Genomic DNA, 17,569 nt, shown 5'->3' with positions numbered 1-17,569 from the left:
CTCAGTGCATCATTGTGCAGAGCACCGAACTACAGATCCGCAGCCGCTACCCTTGCGGCAGCTTCCAATAGCATCCATCCGGAAAGTTGCACGGACAGATCACGCTCAGGAACGGTAGAGCCCAGGACTGCTCCCCTAATTGTGCCGACAGAAGTCGATAGCGATGGCACGCGCGCATCCTCGGTCCAGTTGGAGGCGAAAACCGGGAGCCCATCGATTTCGACGCGTCGGTTCCACAGGGAGGTCGCTGAAGCCGTGACGATACGTGCGGCCTTGCGTCTGGTGTTGTCAGAAAGTGAAGAGTCGCCAGGCAAACGGGTAGCTACATCCGCGAGGTAGCGCGCGAGAATGCCCTTAAATAGGCCGCCGTCTCCGCCATCGGTGTGGGTATTGAGAATTCCTTCTGGGGAGGCGAGATGGCGTTCAACGGCGTCGACAAGCTCGCGCGCACGAGAAATATACGTATAGGCCTCGTCGCTGTTCTCAGACAGCAAATGATCGGCGATTTCTAGGCAGGCACCCATCATGACGCCCTGGCAGTACGGATGGATGACAGGTACCAGCTCCGGGCCGTGCATGCGCATGCGCATACCGTCCATGACCAGGCCGTCTTGGTTGATGAGGTGGTCGAAAACCCAGTCGGTGAGCTCGCGCGCCTTATCGACGCGCCCTGCCCGCGCCATCATGATCGCCGCCGGCCCATTCGTAGGAACGTTGTAGAAAGTTTCATTGGTACGCCATGGGAGGACACCAGTGAGGGTGTCGATGCCGTCGTAAATGTTGCGTTCGAGCGCACGCAGTCCCTTGTGCTTGGATGACGATAGCCACCGTCCCACTGCCAGTGCCAGCCAGGATTTGTCGTCGTAGTAACGATTGACAGTCCAGCCGCGGAGATTGCGGATCCGGATCCCACGCATCGTTTCCTTGATGCGGCGCTTGCGCTTCTTGGTGGAGCGACGCTTGGTCGCGTCGATTTGGCAGTCGAGGTAATGCGCCTGCCACCAATAGTGCCAGTGGAAGAACAGCTCGTCCTTAGTAGTGGACGGCCATCCGACAACGGCGAGGTTAGTACCGGGGATCCCCCAGACCCGTCGAGCGTGACGGTCCGTTATGGCAGCTTCTGCCAGATCAGCCCTGTGGGACCACTTTTCCTGCACGAATTTTCTCCTCACCATGCGTGGCTAAGATCAGCGTGTTGCCTAATCCAGGCATGCATCGCGATTCCAGCCGCAACGCCCGCATTAATTGACCTGGTCGAACCGAATTGTGCGATTGAGCACGTCATTAAAGCACCGTCGCGTGCCGCTTGGGTCACGCCTGGACCTTCTTGACCAAAGAGTAACAAGCATTCCCGCGGAAGGTCGGCTGTTTCCAGCGGAACGCTCCCAGGGGTGTTATCGATGGCCACGATTTTGAGCCCTTGCGCCACCGCCCACTCCAATAGATCTGCGACCGTTTCGTGGTGCATGAGGTGCTGGTAGCGGTCAGTGACCATCGCTCCGCGGCGGTTCCAGCGCTTCTTCCCTACGATATGCACGGTGTCCACGGCAAACGCATTAGCCGTGCGTACGACGGTTCCGATGTTCGCATCGTGCTCAAAGTTCTCGATCGCGATGTGTAGCGGATGACGGCGCTGATCAATGTCAGCCACGATCGCTTCACGAGTCCAATAGCGATAGGCATCTACCACATTGCGCTTGTCGCCGTTTTCGAGCAGTTCAGGGTCATACTTTGAGTCAGTTGGGCGCTCGCCCTCCCACGGGCCAACACCCACCCGCGCTTCAAACCACTCGGTAGGGCCTTTATTCGAGTCCAAGGTCATCCAGGCCCAGCAGGTAGCGGTACTCCAGTCCCTCCGCAGCGATCACGTCGCCGGCACCAGTGTTGCGATCCACGACGGTGGCCACACCCACGACCTCAGCGCCAGCTTCGCGCAGCGCGGCAACAGCAGTGAGCGGCGAGTTGCCCGTGGTCGTGGTGTCTTCAACCACGAGCACTTTCTGGCCCTCCACATTGAAACCTTCAATGCGACGCTGCATACCGTGCTTCTTGGCTTCCTTGCGCACCACAAAAGCGTGAATCTCGCGGCCGTCGGCATGCATCACGGAGGTGGCGACTGGGTCGGCCCCCAGTGTCAGACCACCGACAGCGGCGTAATCCCAGTCCGCGGTGAGTTCGCGCAGAAGCTCGCCGATCAAACGGGATGCTTTCGCGTGCAGGGTCGCGCGGCGCAGATCAACGTAGTAATCAGCTTCCTTGCCGGAAGACAAAGTGACCTTGCCATGCACAATGGCTAGCTCCTTCACGAGCTCCGCCAGCTGCTGCTTCTTATCCAATGTGTGCTCCTTAGAAAATAGTTGGCTTATCTGCGCGGCGTACGACCCGCGTCCCGTCGCTTTCCGGCAACTGCGCCGGCCCATCTGCGATCGCCCCGACTTCATCGACCCCCACCGGGCGCGCCTCGACGACTCCCAACGCTGCATGCCGAGCCCGCGTCGGCATCTCAACCGGCTCCTCCGCGCGCGGCACCTTCACGACCTCCGGCTCCGCAGGCTTATCGACGACCACTGGCTCCCCTACCGGCCGAGTCTTCATCACAATGTCCAAGTTTCGCACCGCACGAGGTGGCAGGACTCGAGACGCATCCGCGATCAGCGCCAAGGGTTGAATCATCCGCTCCCAGTCTTCGGAGGTGGAGTTCTTGTGTGTTTGAGCCAGCACCCAGTCCGCTTCGGCCCACACTGCAGTAACTGCTTCCGGCATCGCAGCGAGCGCTGCGATCACGCGCTCGTCCACCACGCGTTCAGCCGCGCCAAAGTCATTGGAGAGGATAGCGAACCCGGACACCTGCGTCACTGGGAGGAGATCATCGGAGTCGTCGTCAAGCAATTCGCCCACGCGGCGCGCGTCGACGACCACATCGCTGGCAGCGCTGCGACGCATCGCCATCACGGGGATGGCGTCGAGATCAACGAGGTACATCTCATAATCCATGCCCAAGACATCAACGACGCCAGCTACCACTTCGCGTGGGGCAGCACCGGTTGCGGCGGCGCCACGGGACCATTCGTCAGTGAGGTACACGTCCGTCTTGCTGAAGCTAAAGCCCCGGTCAGCGGCCCAATGCTTGCGCTCACGACGCTGACCGCCTGGCAGTTTCACCGCGGAACGCTTCGGCTCAGCCTTCGGGGGAAGTTCCGGTTGAGGTGCCGGTTCGGGTTCTGGTTCCGGCTGTGGTTTGGGTTCCGGCACAGGCTCCGGCTGTGGTTTAGGTTCTGGCTCGGGCTCTGGCTCGGGATCCACCGGTAGCGGCTCCAGCTCCTCAACTACTTCGAGCTGAAGTTCTTCCGTTACCGGCGTCGCCTCAGGCTGCTGTGGGGACTGCGGTTGAGTCGGCTTTTGCGATCGCGAAAGCCACAGGAGCACGCCGGCGACGACGAATAGGATGAGAGCTGCAAGAATTAACCACACGTGGAATGAGTTTAGTCGACGCGCACGACCGGGTTGCTACCGTCCGCTGCCCACTGCGACCAACCACCGACGAACAGCGAGGCGCCGGGCAGATCAGCGTGGTGCATCGCGGCAATCATTTGGGCGGAGTGGAGGCCGGATCCGGAGTAGACGATAACGTTGTCGCCGGATTCGATACCCACCGCAGCCAGCATCCTGCGAATCTCAACAGGATCCTTGAAGGTCAGATCGTCGTTCAGCATGTCGCCACTTGGCACGTTCACAGCGCCTGGGATGTGTCCAGCCTTGAGATCCAGGGACTCTTTCTGGCCGGAGAAGCGCGAGCGCTCGCGGCAGTCAAGCAAAATACCTTGGTGGCTCTTCACATCGTCCAAACTCGAGGTCGGCATCTGACCAAGATTCGGCCGAATCGTGCTGGTCGGAGGGAAATTGCCGGGCCCGCCAACCACCATTTCTCCAGCATCAACCCAGGCCTTGAGACCGCCGTCGAGAATGCGCACATCCTCAATACCAGCCCACTTGAAGATCCACCACGCACGCGCTGCCATCAGGCCCTTGTGGTGGTCGTAAACCACCACTGGGCTTTCAGCATTGAGGCCCATGCGTCGGAACCAGCCCCCCAACTGCTCGGCATCTGGAAGTGGGTTACGACCTGCAAGGCTGGAAGGAATACCGGCGAGCGCTAGTGCGGCATCGCAAAACATGGAATTAGGAATATGTTCCATATGGAATCGTTCGAGGCTTGCGCCTTCTCCGGGCTCCCATACAGATGCAACGATGGATGTCTTCATGGAGGATCGCACACGCTGGATAAGTTCAGCTGGGGTGATGGTGATCATGACCCTCAGTCTAGGCAAGTGCTGTCGTAAGCGCGACGCAGACAGCTGTGCCAGCCAGGATCGAGAGCACCGCGTTTCGACGCCAAAGGTGTACTCCCACTGTGACAATCAGACCCAACAGGTAGCCAACCTTGTTGCTGGTAGGCCCCCAATTCACCCCATGCAGGCAATAGGCCAAAAGGATCAGCATCGCGCCCTGTGGCATCCATCGCCCGAAGTTTTCCAGGAGTGGCGAACCGTACAGCCTGGTTTTAATGAGAAACGGGATAGCGCGTAACAGGAAAGTGACAGCTATCGCAGTCCCCACGGCAGCAAAGAAGTAGCTATCCACGGCGATGCCTCACAATAAGAGCGCCCGAGAAAAGCAGCATGGCCACCAGCATCATGTTCTGATGCCCGGCCAGCATGCCAATCCCCGCCGCTCCTGCAGCCAGCAGGGCACCAACCTTGTCTTTGGTCAACTGCCAGGAGTCAAGGCTGAGCACCGCAAACAGGGCGATGAGGACGAAATCCAGGCCCTGTGCTCCTTTCAAGAACTGCGCCCCGCCCAGCGCTCCTGCCAACGACCCCAAGGCCCAGCTCGCATGCAACCCGATGTGAACCCACCACATGGTTTTCGGGTCCTTTTCATTGGCGTTCAGCGCAAACGCCTCATCCACCATGCAAAACACGACGTAGAGCTTCTTAAGCTTGCCTTGGAAGAGCTCGAGCGGATAAGTGAGCCCATAGAACAGGTGGCGGAAGTTCACCAGGAACGTAGTGATCGCGATGGTCGTGAGCGGGGTGTTCGTGGCGATCAAGCCAATCAGGATAAATTCCATCGACCCCGCGAGCACTGTGGCAGAAATAAAGAAGGCAGCCCACCACGGGAACCCTAAATTAGAAGCCAGCACGCCAAATCCCAGGCCGAGCACGAAAAGCCCAAACCACACGACTCCGGCCTTGGCAAACGCTTCTTTCACCCCAGGTATCTTAGTGCGTTGGCTCTCCACTGAGTTGTCTGGGGTGCCACCTGAAAAATCCCCCGTGAGAATGTCAAGATTCTATGAAAAATGACATTCTCACGGGGGAAATTTCCAAAAGCAGCAACTTAAGCGCTGAGCTCCAACCCTTCGCCGCCGTCGGCCACATTCACATGGACGGTATCGCCATCCACGATGGAACCGGCCAGCAGCTTCTTCGCCAACTGGTCGCCGATGGCCTGCTGGATCAGGCGACGCAGTGGTCGTGCGCCGTAGGCAGGGTCGTAGCCGCGCTCGCCGAGCCAAGCCTTTGCTTCGTCCGACACCGACAGGGTCAGGCGACGGGCAGCTAGTCGAGCTGCCAGGAAACCAACCTGAATGTCCACGATGGAAGTCAGCTGTTCCTGGGACAGCGCGTCGAAGACAACCACGTCATCAAGACGGTTGATGAATTCCGGCTTGAAAGCCATCTTCACGGCATCCATCATCTGCTCCCGGGTGCCACCGGCACCGAGGTTGGAGGTCAGGATCAGGATGGTGTTGCGGAAGTCCACGGTCCTACCCTGGCCGTCGGTCAGGCGACCTTCGTCCAGGACCTGCAGCAAGATATCGAAGACATCCGGGTGAGCCTTTTCAACTTCGTCGAAAAGCACCACCGTGTACGGACGGCGTCGCACAGCCTCGGTGAGCTGGCCACCCTGGTCGTATCCGACGTATCCCGGAGGCGCACCGACGAGACGGGAGACGGCGTGCTTCTCGCCGTACTCGGACATGTCGATGCGAACCATGGCGCGTTCATCGTCGAAGAGGAACTCGGCCAGCGCTTTCGCCAGCTCCGTCTTACCCACGCCCGTTGGGCCCAGGAAGAGGAAGGAGCCGGTTGGGCGGTTCGGGTCGGCAACGCCGGCACGAGCACGACGAACGGCATCCGATACGGCGGTTACAGCTTCAAGCTGCCCAACCACGCGCTTGCCCAGCTCGCCTTCCATGTTCAGCAGCTTCTCGGTCTCGCCCTGCATCATCTTGCCCGCAGGAATGCCAGTCCACGCGGAGACAACCTCGGCGATCGTGTCCGGGGTGACCTCCTCAGTGATCATGTCGGTCTGGACCGGGGTTTCCGCGATCTGCTTCTCCAGTTCCGGGATTCGCCCGTAGCGCAGCTCAGCAACGCGGCCGTAGTTGCCTTCGCGCTCCGCGATCTCGGATTCCTGGCGCAACGCCTCGAGTTCTTCCTTTGCAGAGCGGAGCTTATCGACGGCCCCCTTCTCATTCTGCCAACGTGCGCGCAGCTCACCGAGCTTTTCCTTCTCGTCTGCCAGCTCCTGGCGGAGCTTGTCCAGGCGGATCTTCGATGCCTCGTCAGACTCCTTCTGGAGGGCCATTTCCTCGATCTCCAGGCGGCGCACGATGCGCTCCAAGGCATCAATTTCCTGCGGGGAGGAGTCGATTTCCATGCGCAGGCGGGAGGCTGCTTCGTCGACAAGGTCGATGGCCTTATCCGGCAGGAAGCGAGAGGTGATGTAGCGGTCCGAGAGCGTCGCCGCAGCGACCAGTGCGGAGTCCTGGATGCGGACGCCGTGGTGGACTTCGTAGCGCTCCTTCAAGCCACGGAGGATGCCGATGGCATCTTCCACGGACGGCTCGCCTACGTAAACCTGCTGGAAACGGCGCTCCAGTGCAGCATCCTTTTCGATGTACTTGCGGTATTCCTCCAAAGTGGTGGCACCGACCAGGCGCAGCTCACCGCGGGCGAGCAGCGGCTTGATCATGTTGCCCGCATCCATAGCGGACTCGCCGGAAGCGCCGGCACCGACGATGGTGTGCAGCTCGTCAATAAAGGTAATGATCTGGCCTTCGGCAGCCTTGATCTCATCGAGGACAGCCTTGAGTCGCTCCTCAAACTCGCCACGGTACTTTGCACCGGCAACCATCGAGCCAAGGTCTAGGGAGAGCAGGGACTTGCCCTGCAACGACTCCGGTACGTCGCCCGCAACGATGCGTCGGGCGAGTCCCTCCACGATCGCGGTTTTACCTACACCGGGCTCACCGATCAAAACTGGATTGTTCTTCGTGCGTCGGCTCAGGACCTGGATGACGCGACGGATTTCCTCGTCGCGGCCGATAACTGGGTCAATCTTGCCTTCGCGAGCAAGCTTGGTCAGGTCAGTGGAGTACTTCTCCAGCGCCTGGAATTGACCCTCAGGATCCTGGGAGGTGACCTTCTGGGAACCGCGTACGGCGGTAAAGGCATTCTTGATCACGTCATAAGTAGCGCCACGGCTCTTCAGGATCTTGGCGGCGTCAGAGTCGCCACGCACGATGGCGGCAAGCAACACTTCGGTGGAGACGTACTCGTCGCCCAGCTCACCGGCCAATTCCTGCGCAGCGGTCAGCGCGTTCAGCGCCTCACGGTTGAACTGCGGGTTAGCTAGGCTATCGCCGGACGCGGATGGGTAGCCATCGACAACCCGCTTCGCTTCCTGCAAAACTGCGGACGGATCCACACCTGCTGCTTGTAGGACTGGAGCGGCAATGCCATCAGCCTGTTCCAGGATGGCCACCAGTAGGTGCGCTGGACGAATATCGGGGTTTCCCTTGGACGAAGCGAGCTGCAAAGCGGCCTGCAACGCCTCGGACGTTTTGGTAGTTGGATTGAATGAACTCATAGTTGATTTCCTCTCTTTCTACTTCTTCTAACGCCCCAGGGGTTGAGTCTGTTCCACTCAACCCTACTATTCACAGTGAATTATGTCACAACGAAACTTTATAGCCCTAGACTCAACCTGGCAACTGCGATATGATGTTGACATGTCACATTTTCAGGTGGTTGTTATCGGCGCCGGACAAGCAGGTCTGTCCACTGGCCAACAACTGACCCATCTCGGCCTGACGCCTGGCACGGACTTCCTCATTCTCGATGCTAACGACGGTCCCGGCGGGGCTTGGCGCCATCGCTGGGATTCCCTCACGCTCGGCGCGGCGCATGGCATCGCCGACCTGCCTGGACTCCCCGCCCCTGGTGGCGACGACGCTACCCCAGCGTCCACGGTCGTCGCTGATTATTACGGTTCTTACGAGGAGCAGTTTCAGCTGGCAGTGCGCCGCCCCGCAAACGTGACGAAGGTCGAGCAGGACCGTATCTTCACAATCACCCTCGATTCAGGCGACACCCTCACCGCAGACATCATCATCTCAGCGACCGGCACCTGGGACTCCCCGTACATCCCCTATTTCCCCGGCATCGACAGTTTTCAAGGCCAGCAACTCCACACCAAGGACTACACACGCGCCGAAGATTTCGCCGGAAAACGCACACTTGTCGTCGGTGGCGGACTCTCCGCAGTGCAATTCCTTCTCGAGTTAGAGCACGTCACAGAAACCCTGTGGGCCACGCGTAGGCCGCCGGACTTTGGCGTCGAGAAGCAATCTGCGCGCTGGGGCCTCGACGTAGAGCGGCGGGTGCGCGAGCGCATTGCCAGCGGCGAGCCACCAGCGTCAGTCGTCGCCAGCACAGGCATCCCGGCGCGCCCGGACTACAGCGCTGGTGTCGACCGCGGCGTGCTAGTTTCGCGCGGCATGTTTAACCGCGTGCTTCACGACGCCGTAGTCTTCGGCGAACCCGTCGCCCAAGCGAAATACGGTTGGGATCCCCTCCCCGCCGGAACAATTGAATCGGTCGACGTCATCTTTTGGAACACCGGATTTCGTCATTCGCTCGCACACCTGGCACCGCTCAAGCTGCGCAATGGCAAGGGTGGGATCGACATGCTCGATGAGGTCCGCGTCGCACGCAATCCGCGAGTGCTACTCGCTGGCTACGGATCTACGGCCTCCACTGTGGGAGCCACTCGCGCGGGCCGCCGCGCAGCACGTGCGGCCGTGGAATTACTGCAAAATACAACGAATTAAAGGACTAGAGATGAAATCATTCGGCTTTTTGAGCTTTGGCCACTACGCCATGGGACCTGCCCAGCAAGGTCCTTCCGCTGCTGACATGGCACGAATTCACCTGGACGTGGCGCAGGCTGCTGATGAGATGGGTGTGAACAACGCATCCTTCCGCGTGCACCACTTTGTTCCCCAAGCTGCCGCACCGATGCCACTGCTGGGTGCGATTGCTGGTTCAACCAAGCGCATTGATATCGGAACCGGCGTGATCGATATGCGCTACGAGAATCCGCTGTACCTAGCGGAGGAAGTCGCAGCACTCGACCAGATTGCGGGCGGGCGCCTCGCGTTGGGCCTGTCCCGTGGCGCTCCGGAAGCAGCTGACAAGGGTTGGGAGGCATTCGGGTATCATTCGGAACGGGAAGACGGCTCTGACCTGGCCCGAAAGAACTTTGAACGCTTCTTGGCAGCCATTGACGGCGCGCCGTTGGCGCGCGCTGCGCAGCTAGACAAGCAGTATCCGAATATGTACCAGCCCGGCACTGGGCTACCGATCTTCCCGCATTCCCCGGGTCTGCGAAAGCGCATCTACTGGGGTTCCGGTACACATCGCTCGGCCGAACAGGCGGCCCGCGATGGGGTGAACTTGATGTCCTCCACCCTGGTGTCAGAAACCACCTCCGAGACACTCGGTGAGATTCAAGCAGATCAGATCGCTCGCTACCGGGCAGCGTGGACGGAAGCTGGTCATGACTGGTCACCAAAGGTGTCTATTTCTCGGTCGATCTTCCCGCTCGTGAGTGCCGAGGACCACCGACTCTTTGGTTTGCAGGGTGGAGGTCACGACCAGGTTGGTGTCATCCCCCAGGCCGGAGCATCCACCTTTGGCCGTTCCTACGCAGCGGAACCCGATGCCCTCATCGAGCAGCTACAACAGGATCCAGCCATCGCCGCCGCGGATACCCTGCTGCTGACGTTGCCGACCACCATGGGAGCGGACATCAGCATTCGGATCCTGGAGAACTTTGCCGAGCATGTCGGCCCAGCGCTCGGCTGGGAGCCCACGCCCGAGCGCTAGCTGAGGGATTCGCCCTTTAACTCTGGCAGTGCCAGCGCAGCGAGGGCTGCGATGGCAAAGGCCACCGCGAAGCAGGTAAACAGTCCCAGGCCGCCCACTGCGGCCAGCACTGGCGGGACAAATAATGGCGCGATAATAGAGGCGATGCGACCAAAGCCGGCGGCAGCGCCGGTGCCACGACCGCGAATATTGGTCGGGTATAGCTCAGGGCCAATGGCATAGAGCGCACCCCATGCGCCAAGGTTGAAGAAGGACAGCAGGCAGCCGGCCGTGATGATCTGCCATTCGGCCGTCGAAAAGCCATAGAGACCGGCGGCGACAGCCGAACCGACCAAGAAAGTGGCCAGGGTGCTGCGGCGACCCCACCTTTCAATGAGATATGCGGCCACTGCGTATCCCGGGAGCTGCGCCAATGTGATGATGAGCGTGAAAGTGAACGACTTCACCAGGGTGAACCCTTGCGCGTGCAGCAGCGACGGAATCCAAATGAACGCGCCGTAGTAAGCGAAGTTCACACAGAACCAAATGGCCCAGAGCGCGATCGTGCGGCGGCGCACCGACGACGACCAAATCGAGGTGGCCTGCACGGTAGTTTTGCCCCGGCGCGCTGGCGCAACATCCAGCCACTTAGGGGACTGCTCAAAGGAGCGCACCACTGTTTCCGCTTCTTCGTGACGGCCACGCGACTCCAGGAACCGCACAGACTCCGGCATCCCGATGCGTACCACCAGGGAATAAGCCGCCGGAATGCATCCCAAGGCCAGGGCCCAGCGCCAACCATTATGGGAACCGGCAACCACGAACGTGCCGATCACAGCAGCGAGAATCCACCCGATCGCCCAGAAGGCCTCAAGCAGCACAACGGCGCGCCCACGAATCGCACGCGGTGAGAACTCCGAGATCAGTGTGGAGGCCACCGGCAACTCGGCGCCCAAGCCGAGGCCGACGAAAAAGCGTAGCGCCATCAATGCGGCCAGTGTTCCCACCAGGGCTGACGCGCCCGTGGCCACACCATAAATCATCAGCGTGAGGGCAAAAATCTGTCGGCGGCCGAACTTATCGGCGAGCAATCCACCAAACGTCGCGCCCAATGCCATGCCGACGAACCCGATCGAGCCCAACCAGGATACTTCCGTCTTGGAGAGATTCCACTGCACTGCCAGCGCGGCCATGATGAAGGAAATGAGGCCGACATCCATCGCGTCGAGGGCCCAGCCGATGCCAGACACGCCCAGCAGCCGGGCATGCTTGCGGGTGACCGGCAGTTCATCCAGCCGCTGCGTTCGGGTAGCGGCCTCCGTGGCGCTGTAGTTGTCCATGTCATGATACTAACGGCACAATAGACATATGCCCGGCTCTGTTTCATCCGTCCTGCTCGCCCATGCCCCCGAATTTCGGGAGCGCGTGCTCACTGAGCTGTACTTGAAGCAACCCGAAACCCGGCTCTTGTTCCCCGCGCGCGCTGAGGATGCCCATAAGCACCTCGTTTTCGCACTGACGTACTTGCTGGACAGCAAGCCAGATGAGGACCTAGTGGCCAACCTCGCCCGCGAGCACCGCGCCTTCGGGCTCACCACGGAGCTGGCCCACGCGGGCTTCGACATCATCAGCCGCACGATCCACCAATTCTGCAGTGAACTCCCGCACCAACAGGTTTACGAGGCCGACCAGCACCTTGCTTGGATCCGCGACACCATGATCGCTGCCCTCGAGGCACACATTGCGCAGCAGCCCGAACTTAGTTACGGCACCGTAGTTGACGTCCAACGTCGCGCCCGGAGGATCACCGTCATCCGCCTCGAATGCCCCGTACCGCCCCGCTATCTGCCTGGCCAGTACTTTTCCGTCTCCTCGCCCCTCATTCGCGGCCAATGGCAACACCTCGCGCCAGCCATCCCAGCCAATGACGGCGGATTCATCGAATTTCATCTCTCCGACGCACCCGAACTCGCAGGTCTAGCGGTTTCCCAGCCGGGCGATCAGTGGTATTTCGGGCCACCGCACGGCAGCCTCAGCATCAGCGGAGAAAACGACATCCTCATGGTCGCCCAAGGCACCGGGCTGGCACCGCTAAAGGCGATGGTGCTGGAAATGCTTGCCACCGGCAACTCGGTCCGCACGCATGTGTACTTCGGCGCCGAATATCCGGGAGAGCTCTATGACTTGGCGGGGCTATGGAGCGTCGCGGCGACGGCGCCCTGGCTGGCGGTGACCCCGGTCGTCGAAAAGCCTGCGGACGAGTGGTGGGTCGCCGGCACCGAACACTCGCGCCCGCCCCGAGGATTGCACTTGCAGCAGGTCGGCACCCTTGCGGATGTCGTGACATCGTGGGGTTCCTGGGGCGACCGAGATGTGCTGATCGCCGGGGAACCCGAATGGGCCTTCGCGATGCGCAAACGCATGCGCACGGCCGGGACCCCGCGCAAGAATATCCAGGTCCTAGCCCTGTAGCACCGGCAATGCAGCACGGGCCTTATCGACGACGCTGACATCAATCTCGTAGTACAACGTCTCCTCCCCATAGCCCGCTTCCACTAGGCGCTGCCCGGTTGGCGAGATGACGGCCGAGTGGCCGATGCCGGTGGGGTCGCCGTCTTTCGGGTCGGATGGTTGCGCCTGACCGACTGCTACCACAAAGCTCGTTGAGTCTAAGGCACGAGCGTTGCCGAGCAGTTGCCACTGGCGCAGCTTGTCCTCTCCGTTCGCCCAGCTGGCGGGGACGATGATCACCTTGGCCCCCTGCCTCGCCAGGGCTTTGAACTGCTCCGGGAAACGGATGTCGTAGCAAGTAGCGAAGCCAAGCTCACCCCACGTCACCAATTCAGTGCCCGGCGCGACCGTGTCGGATTCGCGGTAGCCGAAGGCGTCGTAGGTGTGGAGCTTGTCGTAGCGTTTGATCTCTCGCCCGTCAGTGATGAGCAAGGTGTTGTGTACTCGGTTGATCTTGCCCTGCTTATCGGCCGGGGTGAACATGCCGAGAACGATGGTGGTGTTGCAACTTGCTGCTGTTTCTTTCACCGCTGCTGCAAACGGACCATCGATGGGCTCGGCTGCTTCATCGAGCCTGCCGGTCTGAAATGCCTTCATGGCTGCTTCTGGGAAAACAACCAGTTTAGCGCCGTTTTCGGCGGCTTCCTTTGCCTTGTCTTTGATACGGGCCAAGTTTTCCACTTTATCGCCAGTGGTCAGGATTTGGACGAGTGCAACCTTCATGGCACCGAGCATATGTGGATAACCCAGAGTTATCCACAGGATTGCTTTCTAGACAGTTCCACTTTTTCAGCTTTTACTGCATGATCTGCGCCATGAAACTCGTCTCGTTCCTCGATCCAGTGCCCGGGTTCACTGTCCGCTTCCCTACCCTTGACTCACCCTCCGCCACCGCGTCTGTGCTGGCTACGGCTACCGCAAAGTGGCGAGAGGACACCATGCTCGCCACCGCGAACCTGCGCGCCAGCCGGTCGCTTGCCACGTCAGTGATCGCATCGCTTCACGACGCCGATACCACGCTCGCCGGAGTCCTCCATGCTTCCACTGACCTCCGCTGAACTTGAAGAGGTCGCGGCTGAGCTCGACGCAGTGGCTGCGCGGCAGACTTCCACTATTGCCTCGGTCGGAGAGGGTTGGTCGGCCTTCTTTGCCCGTGGAAATGAGGCAGACTTCCTCGCTGCAGCTGCAAGCTCAGACTTCGACCTGTTGGCTGCGCGTTCCGAGGCGATAGCAGAAATGACCGCTGTCGCCGGGGTTCTTGGCAGCACAGCACGCTCGCTTCGCTCGATAGAAGTCGACCTCTCGCGGGTTCTACCGACAGCGGATGCAGCCACGCAGAAATCACCTGAAATGGCGGCGTTTTTGACTGAAATTGGTGCGATTGGGCACGCCATAGATGATGCCTGCGCCCTAGAAATTGCGTTTATTTGCACTGGTCAAGAACCCACCTCGCGGTCGCTGTCCGACTACTCAGGGGCGGACCTGCAGACGATTCACGAGATCGTTCTGGCTGAAGCCCCACCTGAAGTTCGTGAACTAGCAGCGCAGTTCCCCGATGCCCGGCTGCTGCCGGCTAGTGACGGTGTCGTCCTGGCTTTTGGGGAAATTGAAACCGCGCCGAGCGTCACCACGGTGATCCCCGGGGTCGGTTCCGCCGATCCCGCTGGCTGGCCTGGCTACGCGCGTCGCACGCAAGACATTGCCGCCAGCACGAAAGGAGCCTCGGTGTTGTGGATTGACTATCGCGCGCCAGCGAACCTGCTGGCAGCAACGGCCACATACCCAGCTGCCACCGGCGGTGGGCGGCTGCAGGATTTCCAAGCTGAGCTGCGTAGGCGCAGCGCTCGGCGGGGGAACGATCCACACTTGACTGTGCTCGGGCATTCCTACGGCACGGTGGTGGCCGGGCATGCTGCGGCTGCGGGGCTCAATGTCGATGCGCTGGTGCTTGCCGGCAGTCCCGGCATCGGCGTGAAGCACGCCGACGACCTAGACCTGCGGGGCGAGAATCCGCGCGTGATCGCAGTGACTTCCCCCGCCGACCCCATTAGCCTCACAGTGGGAACTGTGGGAGGCGTGCATGGCCCCGATCCCGCGGACCCAGCATTCGGGGCCGAGGTGTGGCCTGCCACCGGCGGGCACTCATCGTATTGGAACGACCCAGAGTTTCACCGCCGGTTGCAGGGCCTGACTAGCCGTAGTTGATGGCCATTCGACCGTCGATCTTGCCAGCGCGCATGTCCTCAAACACGTTGTTGACATCGCCAAGCTTGCACTCTGTCACGTGCGGCTTGATCAGACCGCGAGCGTAGAAATCAAGCGCTTCTTTAAGATCCTGACGGGTGCCCACCAGGGATCCACGAATGGTCAGAGCCTTGAATACGATCTCAAAGATCGGTGCTGGGAAGTCTCCGGGCGGAAGACCATTGAAGACAATGGTGCCACCCTTGCGCGCCATGCCTATTGCCTGACCAAACGCTTGAGGATGAACTGCAGTAACCAGAATGCCGTGAGCTCCACCCTTGGTGTACTCGTTGACAGCTGCCACCGGATCAGTGTCTACGGCGTTCACGGTGAACTCCGCTCCCAGTTCCTTCGCCAGTGCGAGCTTCTCTTTTGAAATGTCCACCGCAATGACGCGCAAACCTAAAGCCGTTGCGTACTGTACCGCGATGTGACCAAGTCCGCCGATACCGGAAATGACCATGAATTGTCCCGGGCGTGTGTCGGAAACTTTTAGCCCCTTGTACACGGTCACACCGGCGCACAGGATTGGCGCAACTTCCACCGGGTCCGCACCGTCTGGGATGCGGGCGCAGTACCGAGTGTCGACGAGCATGTACTCACCGAAGGAACCGTCGACCGTGTAGCCACCGTATTCGGCTGCATTGCATAGGGTTTCCCAGCCAGTAATGCAGTGCTCACAGGTACCGCAAGCAGACCAAAGCCAAACATTGCCCACTATATCGCCGACCGCAACATCGTGGTCACCAGGACCCAGCGCCACCACTTCTCCCACGCCCTCGTGTCCGGGGACAAATGGCGGTTCCGGTTTGACTGGCCAGTCGCCTTCGGCAGCATGGAGGTCCGTGTGACATACGCCGCTGGCATGCAGCTTGACTAGAGCCTGGTGTATTCCAGGCTGAGGGAGTTCCAGATCCTTCAATTCCACCGAAGGACCGAACTGTTCTACTACTGCTGCGTTGAACTTCTCAGTGCTCATCTTTTCTCCTTAGAACAGGCCGGTTGGCGTCTCGTCGTATGAGACGAGCATGCACTTGACCTGCTGGTAGTGGCTCATCATCATGAGGTGGTTTTCGCGGCCAATGCCCGACTGCTTGTAGCCGCCGAAGGCTGCATGCGCTGGGTAAGAGTGGTAGTTGTTCACCCACACGCGACCGGCTTGAATGGCTCGACCAGCGCGGTAGGCAGTGTTGCCGTTGCGGCTCCAGACGCCTGCGCCGAGGCCATAGATGGTGTCATTGGCGATAGCGATAGCTTCGTCAAAGTCCTTGAAAGTGGTAACGGCCAGGACCGGTCCGAAGATTTCTTCGCGGAAGCAGGCCATGTCATTGGTGCCCTTGAAGATGGTCGGCTCAATGTAGTAGCCGCCTTCCAGCCCGTCGATCTTGTTCACGCTGCCACCAGTCAGCGTCTCCGCGCCTTCGGCTGGACCGGACTTGAGGTAGCCGGAAATCTTGTCCATCTGCTCCTGAGATGCTTGGGCACCCATCTGGACGTCGGTGTCGAGCGGGTTACCAAACTTGAGGGATTCGACCTTCTTCACGGCGCGCTTGAGGAACTCCTCAGCAATATCCTCGTGGATCAGGGCACGGGATGGGCAGGTGCACACTTCGCCCTGGTTGAGGGCGAACATGGCAAGGCCTTCGACGCACTTGTCCAGGAAGTCATCGTCCTTGTCCATGATGTCTGGGAAGAAGATCGACGGGGACTTGCCACCCAGCTCCAGCGTGACGGGGATGATGCGATCGGACACGGCCGAGTGAATGATCTTGCCTACCTCGGTGGATCCGGTGAAGGCGATCTTCGCGATCCGTTCGCTCGCGGTCAGTGCAGCACCCGCTTCGGCGCCCAGCCCGTTCACCACGTTGAGCACGCCTGCCGGGATGATGTCTTGAATGAGCTCAATCAGGTACAGGATGGAGGCCGGAGTTTGCTCGGCTGGCTTCATCACGATGCAGTTGCCACCTGCCAGCGCTGGCGCGATTTTCCAGGCCGCCATGAGGATCGGGAAGTTCCAGGGGATGATCTGGCCGACCACACCGATTGGCTCGTGGAAATGGTACGCGACGGTATTGTCGTCGATTTGCGACATCCGCCCTTCCTGCGTGCGGGCCACGGAAGCAAAGTAGCGGAAGTGATCAGCAGCGAGCGGGATGTCGGCGGCCAGCGTTTCGCGTACGGCCTTGCCGTTGTCCCAAGTTTCGGCCACTGCGAGCTTTTCCAAGTTCGCTTCCATACGATCCGCAATCGCATTGAGGACACGAGCACGCTCGGCTGGACTGGTCTTGCCCCAGGCATCTTTCGCTGCGTGCGCTGCATCGAGCGCCTTTTCGACGTCCTCGGCACCCGAACGAGGGACTTCACAGAACACTTCACCGTTTACTGGCGAAAGGTTCTCCATGTACTTGCCACCCGCCGGGGCAACCCATTGTCCGCCAATGAAGTTTTCGTAGCGCTTCTTGAATTCAACGATCGAGCCTTCTGCTCCAGGATTCGCGTACACCGTCATTGTTATCTCCTAGCTGTCTGAGTGGTTTAGCTCACACTAGCGGGGTGAAAATGTGTCTGCAATCACATTGAATATTTTGCAAGCTTGT

17 protein-coding genes are annotated in these 17,569 nt (G+C 60.2%); 5 read left to right on the top strand and 12 right to left on the bottom strand.

All coding sequences use genetic code 11. The features are described 5' to 3' along the window. Positions 1–29: 29 nt before the first annotated feature. From CKALI_RS01455 to clpB, 8 genes are all read right to left on the bottom strand, one after another. Entirely contained in the window at positions 30–1,157 is a 1,128-nt protein-coding gene (locus tag CKALI_RS01455; protein WP_156191621.1) for a glycoside hydrolase family 76 protein, read from the bottom strand. Positions 1,158–1,168: 11 nt separating this feature from the next. After that, positions 1,169–1,822 carry a TrmH family RNA methyltransferase gene (locus tag CKALI_RS01450; RefSeq protein ID WP_156191620.1) on the bottom strand — a complete coding sequence of 218 codons (654 nt, stop codon included), beginning with the start codon at positions 1,820–1,822 and terminating at the stop codon, positions 1,169–1,171. Then, entirely contained in the window at positions 1,803–2,336 is a 534-nt protein-coding gene (pyrE, locus tag CKALI_RS01445; RefSeq protein WP_156191619.1) for an orotate phosphoribosyltransferase, read from the bottom strand. The genes CKALI_RS01450 and pyrE overlap by 20 nt, the downstream gene beginning before the upstream one ends. Positions 2,337–2,346: 10 nt before the next feature. Next, positions 2,347–3,471 carry a type III secretion system chaperone family protein gene (locus tag CKALI_RS01440; protein WP_156191618.1) on the bottom strand — a complete coding sequence of 375 codons (1,125 nt, stop codon included), beginning with the start codon at positions 3,469–3,471 and terminating at the stop codon, positions 2,347–2,349. 11 nt (positions 3,472–3,482) lie between these two features. After that, complete coding sequence (locus CKALI_RS01435) at positions 3,483–4,310, bottom strand: sulfurtransferase (RefSeq protein WP_156191617.1); 828 nt, start codon at positions 4,308–4,310, stop codon at positions 3,483–3,485. A gap of 10 nt (positions 4,311–4,320) precedes the next feature. Further along, positions 4,321–4,641, bottom strand: a complete 321-nt coding sequence (locus tag CKALI_RS01430) for a branched-chain amino acid transporter permease (protein WP_231580503.1) — start codon at positions 4,639–4,641, stop codon at positions 4,321–4,323. After that, positions 4,634–5,272, bottom strand: coding sequence for an AzlC family ABC transporter permease (locus CKALI_RS01425; RefSeq protein ID WP_231580502.1), 639 nt, complete (start codon positions 5,270–5,272; stop codon positions 4,634–4,636). The genes CKALI_RS01430 and CKALI_RS01425 overlap by 8 nt, the downstream gene beginning before the upstream one ends. 128 nt (positions 5,273–5,400) lie before the next feature. Then, the gene (gene clpB, locus CKALI_RS01420; RefSeq protein WP_156191614.1) at positions 5,401–7,938 is read right to left on the bottom strand and encodes an ATP-dependent chaperone ClpB; all 2,538 of its coding nucleotides are present in this window, start codon (positions 7,936–7,938) and stop codon (positions 5,401–5,403) included. Positions 7,939–8,080: 142 nt separating this feature from the next. Between clpB and CKALI_RS01415 the strand changes: the two genes are divergently transcribed. Together CKALI_RS01415 and CKALI_RS01410 are read left to right on the top strand one after the other, a co-directional pair. After that, positions 8,081–9,181, top strand: coding sequence for an NAD(P)-binding domain-containing protein (locus tag CKALI_RS01415; protein WP_156191613.1), 1,101 nt, complete (start codon positions 8,081–8,083; stop codon positions 9,179–9,181). A 10-nt stretch (positions 9,182–9,191) separates the two neighbouring features. Next, a complete protein-coding gene (locus CKALI_RS01410; RefSeq protein ID WP_156191612.1) occupies positions 9,192–10,238 on the top strand; it encodes an LLM class flavin-dependent oxidoreductase in 1,047 nt (348 codons plus the stop codon). Here CKALI_RS01410 and CKALI_RS01405 read toward each other — a convergent pair. Further along, positions 10,235–11,557, bottom strand: coding sequence for an MFS transporter (locus CKALI_RS01405; protein WP_156191611.1), 1,323 nt, complete (start codon positions 11,555–11,557; stop codon positions 10,235–10,237). The two genes, CKALI_RS01410 and CKALI_RS01405, sit on opposite strands and share 4 nt — an antisense overlap. Before the next feature lie 28 nt (positions 11,558–11,585). On the opposite strand from CKALI_RS01405, the gene CKALI_RS01400 reads away from it, so the two are divergent. Further along, positions 11,586–12,689, top strand: coding sequence for a monooxygenase (locus tag CKALI_RS01400; RefSeq protein ID WP_156191610.1), 1,104 nt, complete (start codon positions 11,586–11,588; stop codon positions 12,687–12,689). Here CKALI_RS01400 and CKALI_RS01395 read toward each other — a convergent pair. Next, positions 12,678–13,451, bottom strand: coding sequence for a carbon-nitrogen hydrolase family protein (locus tag CKALI_RS01395; RefSeq protein WP_156191609.1), 774 nt, complete (start codon positions 13,449–13,451; stop codon positions 12,678–12,680). The genes CKALI_RS01400 and CKALI_RS01395 overlap by 12 nt on opposite strands. A 92-nt stretch (positions 13,452–13,543) precedes the next feature. Here CKALI_RS01395 and CKALI_RS01390 point away from each other — a divergent pair, with 92 nt between their 5' ends. Further along, positions 13,544–13,786 carry a hypothetical protein gene (locus tag CKALI_RS01390; protein ID WP_156191608.1) on the top strand — a complete coding sequence of 81 codons (243 nt, stop codon included), beginning with the start codon at positions 13,544–13,546 and terminating at the stop codon, positions 13,784–13,786. Further along, positions 13,764–14,933, top strand: coding sequence for an alpha/beta hydrolase (locus CKALI_RS01385; protein ID WP_156191607.1), 1,170 nt, complete (start codon positions 13,764–13,766; stop codon positions 14,931–14,933). The genes CKALI_RS01390 and CKALI_RS01385 overlap by 23 nt, the downstream gene beginning before the upstream one ends. Here the strand turns inward: CKALI_RS01385 and adhP are convergent. Next, positions 14,920–15,951, bottom strand: coding sequence for an alcohol dehydrogenase AdhP (gene adhP / locus CKALI_RS01380; protein WP_156191606.1), 1,032 nt, complete (start codon positions 15,949–15,951; stop codon positions 14,920–14,922). The two genes, CKALI_RS01385 and adhP, sit on opposite strands and share 14 nt — an antisense overlap. A 9-nt stretch (positions 15,952–15,960) precedes the next feature. Beyond that, a complete protein-coding gene (exaC, locus tag CKALI_RS01375; protein WP_156191605.1) occupies positions 15,961–17,481 on the bottom strand; it encodes an acetaldehyde dehydrogenase ExaC in 1,521 nt (506 codons plus the stop codon). Positions 17,482–17,569 lie beyond the last annotated feature (88 nt).

It is taken from the genome of Corynebacterium kalinowskii, assembly GCF_009734385.1.
In the GTDB taxonomy this organism is placed as follows: Bacteria; Actinomycetota; Actinomycetes; order Mycobacteriales; family Mycobacteriaceae; genus Corynebacterium; species Corynebacterium kalinowskii.
This window is presented reverse-complemented; position numbering and strand designations above follow the sequence as displayed.

Bases quoted from the DNA above. Each gene is read 5' to 3' on its own strand.
- CKALI_RS01450 (WP_156191620.1), bottom strand. From the start codon at position 1,822: ATGACCTTGGACTCGAATAAAGGCCCTACCGAGTGGTTTGAAGCGCGG.
- CKALI_RS01435 (WP_156191617.1), bottom strand. From the start codon at position 4,310: ATGATCACCATCACCCCAGCTGAACTTATCCAGCGTGTGCGATCCTCC.
- clpB (WP_156191614.1), bottom strand. From the start codon at position 7,938: ATGAGTTCATTCAATCCAACTACCAAAACGTCCGAGGCGTTGCAGGCC.
- CKALI_RS01415 (WP_156191613.1), top strand. From the start codon at position 8,081: ATGTCACATTTTCAGGTGGTTGTTATCGGCGCCGGACAAGCAGGTCTG.
- CKALI_RS01410 (WP_156191612.1), top strand. From the start codon at position 9,192: ATGAAATCATTCGGCTTTTTGAGCTTTGGCCACTACGCCATGGGACCT.
- CKALI_RS01405 (WP_156191611.1), bottom strand. From the start codon at position 11,557: ATGGACAACTACAGCGCCACGGAGGCCGCTACCCGAACGCAGCGGCTG.
- CKALI_RS01400 (WP_156191610.1), top strand. From the start codon at position 11,586: ATGCCCGGCTCTGTTTCATCCGTCCTGCTCGCCCATGCCCCCGAATTT.
- CKALI_RS01395 (WP_156191609.1), bottom strand. From the start codon at position 13,451: ATGAAGGTTGCACTCGTCCAAATCCTGACCACTGGCGATAAAGTGGAA.
- CKALI_RS01390 (WP_156191608.1), top strand. From the start codon at position 13,544: ATGAAACTCGTCTCGTTCCTCGATCCAGTGCCCGGGTTCACTGTCCGC.
- CKALI_RS01385 (WP_156191607.1), top strand. From the start codon at position 13,764: ATGCTTCCACTGACCTCCGCTGAACTTGAAGAGGTCGCGGCTGAGCTC.
- adhP (WP_156191606.1), bottom strand. From the start codon at position 15,951: ATGAGCACTGAGAAGTTCAACGCAGCAGTAGTAGAACAGTTCGGTCCT.
- exaC (WP_156191605.1), bottom strand. From the start codon at position 17,481: ATGACGGTGTACGCGAATCCTGGAGCAGAAGGCTCGATCGTTGAATTC.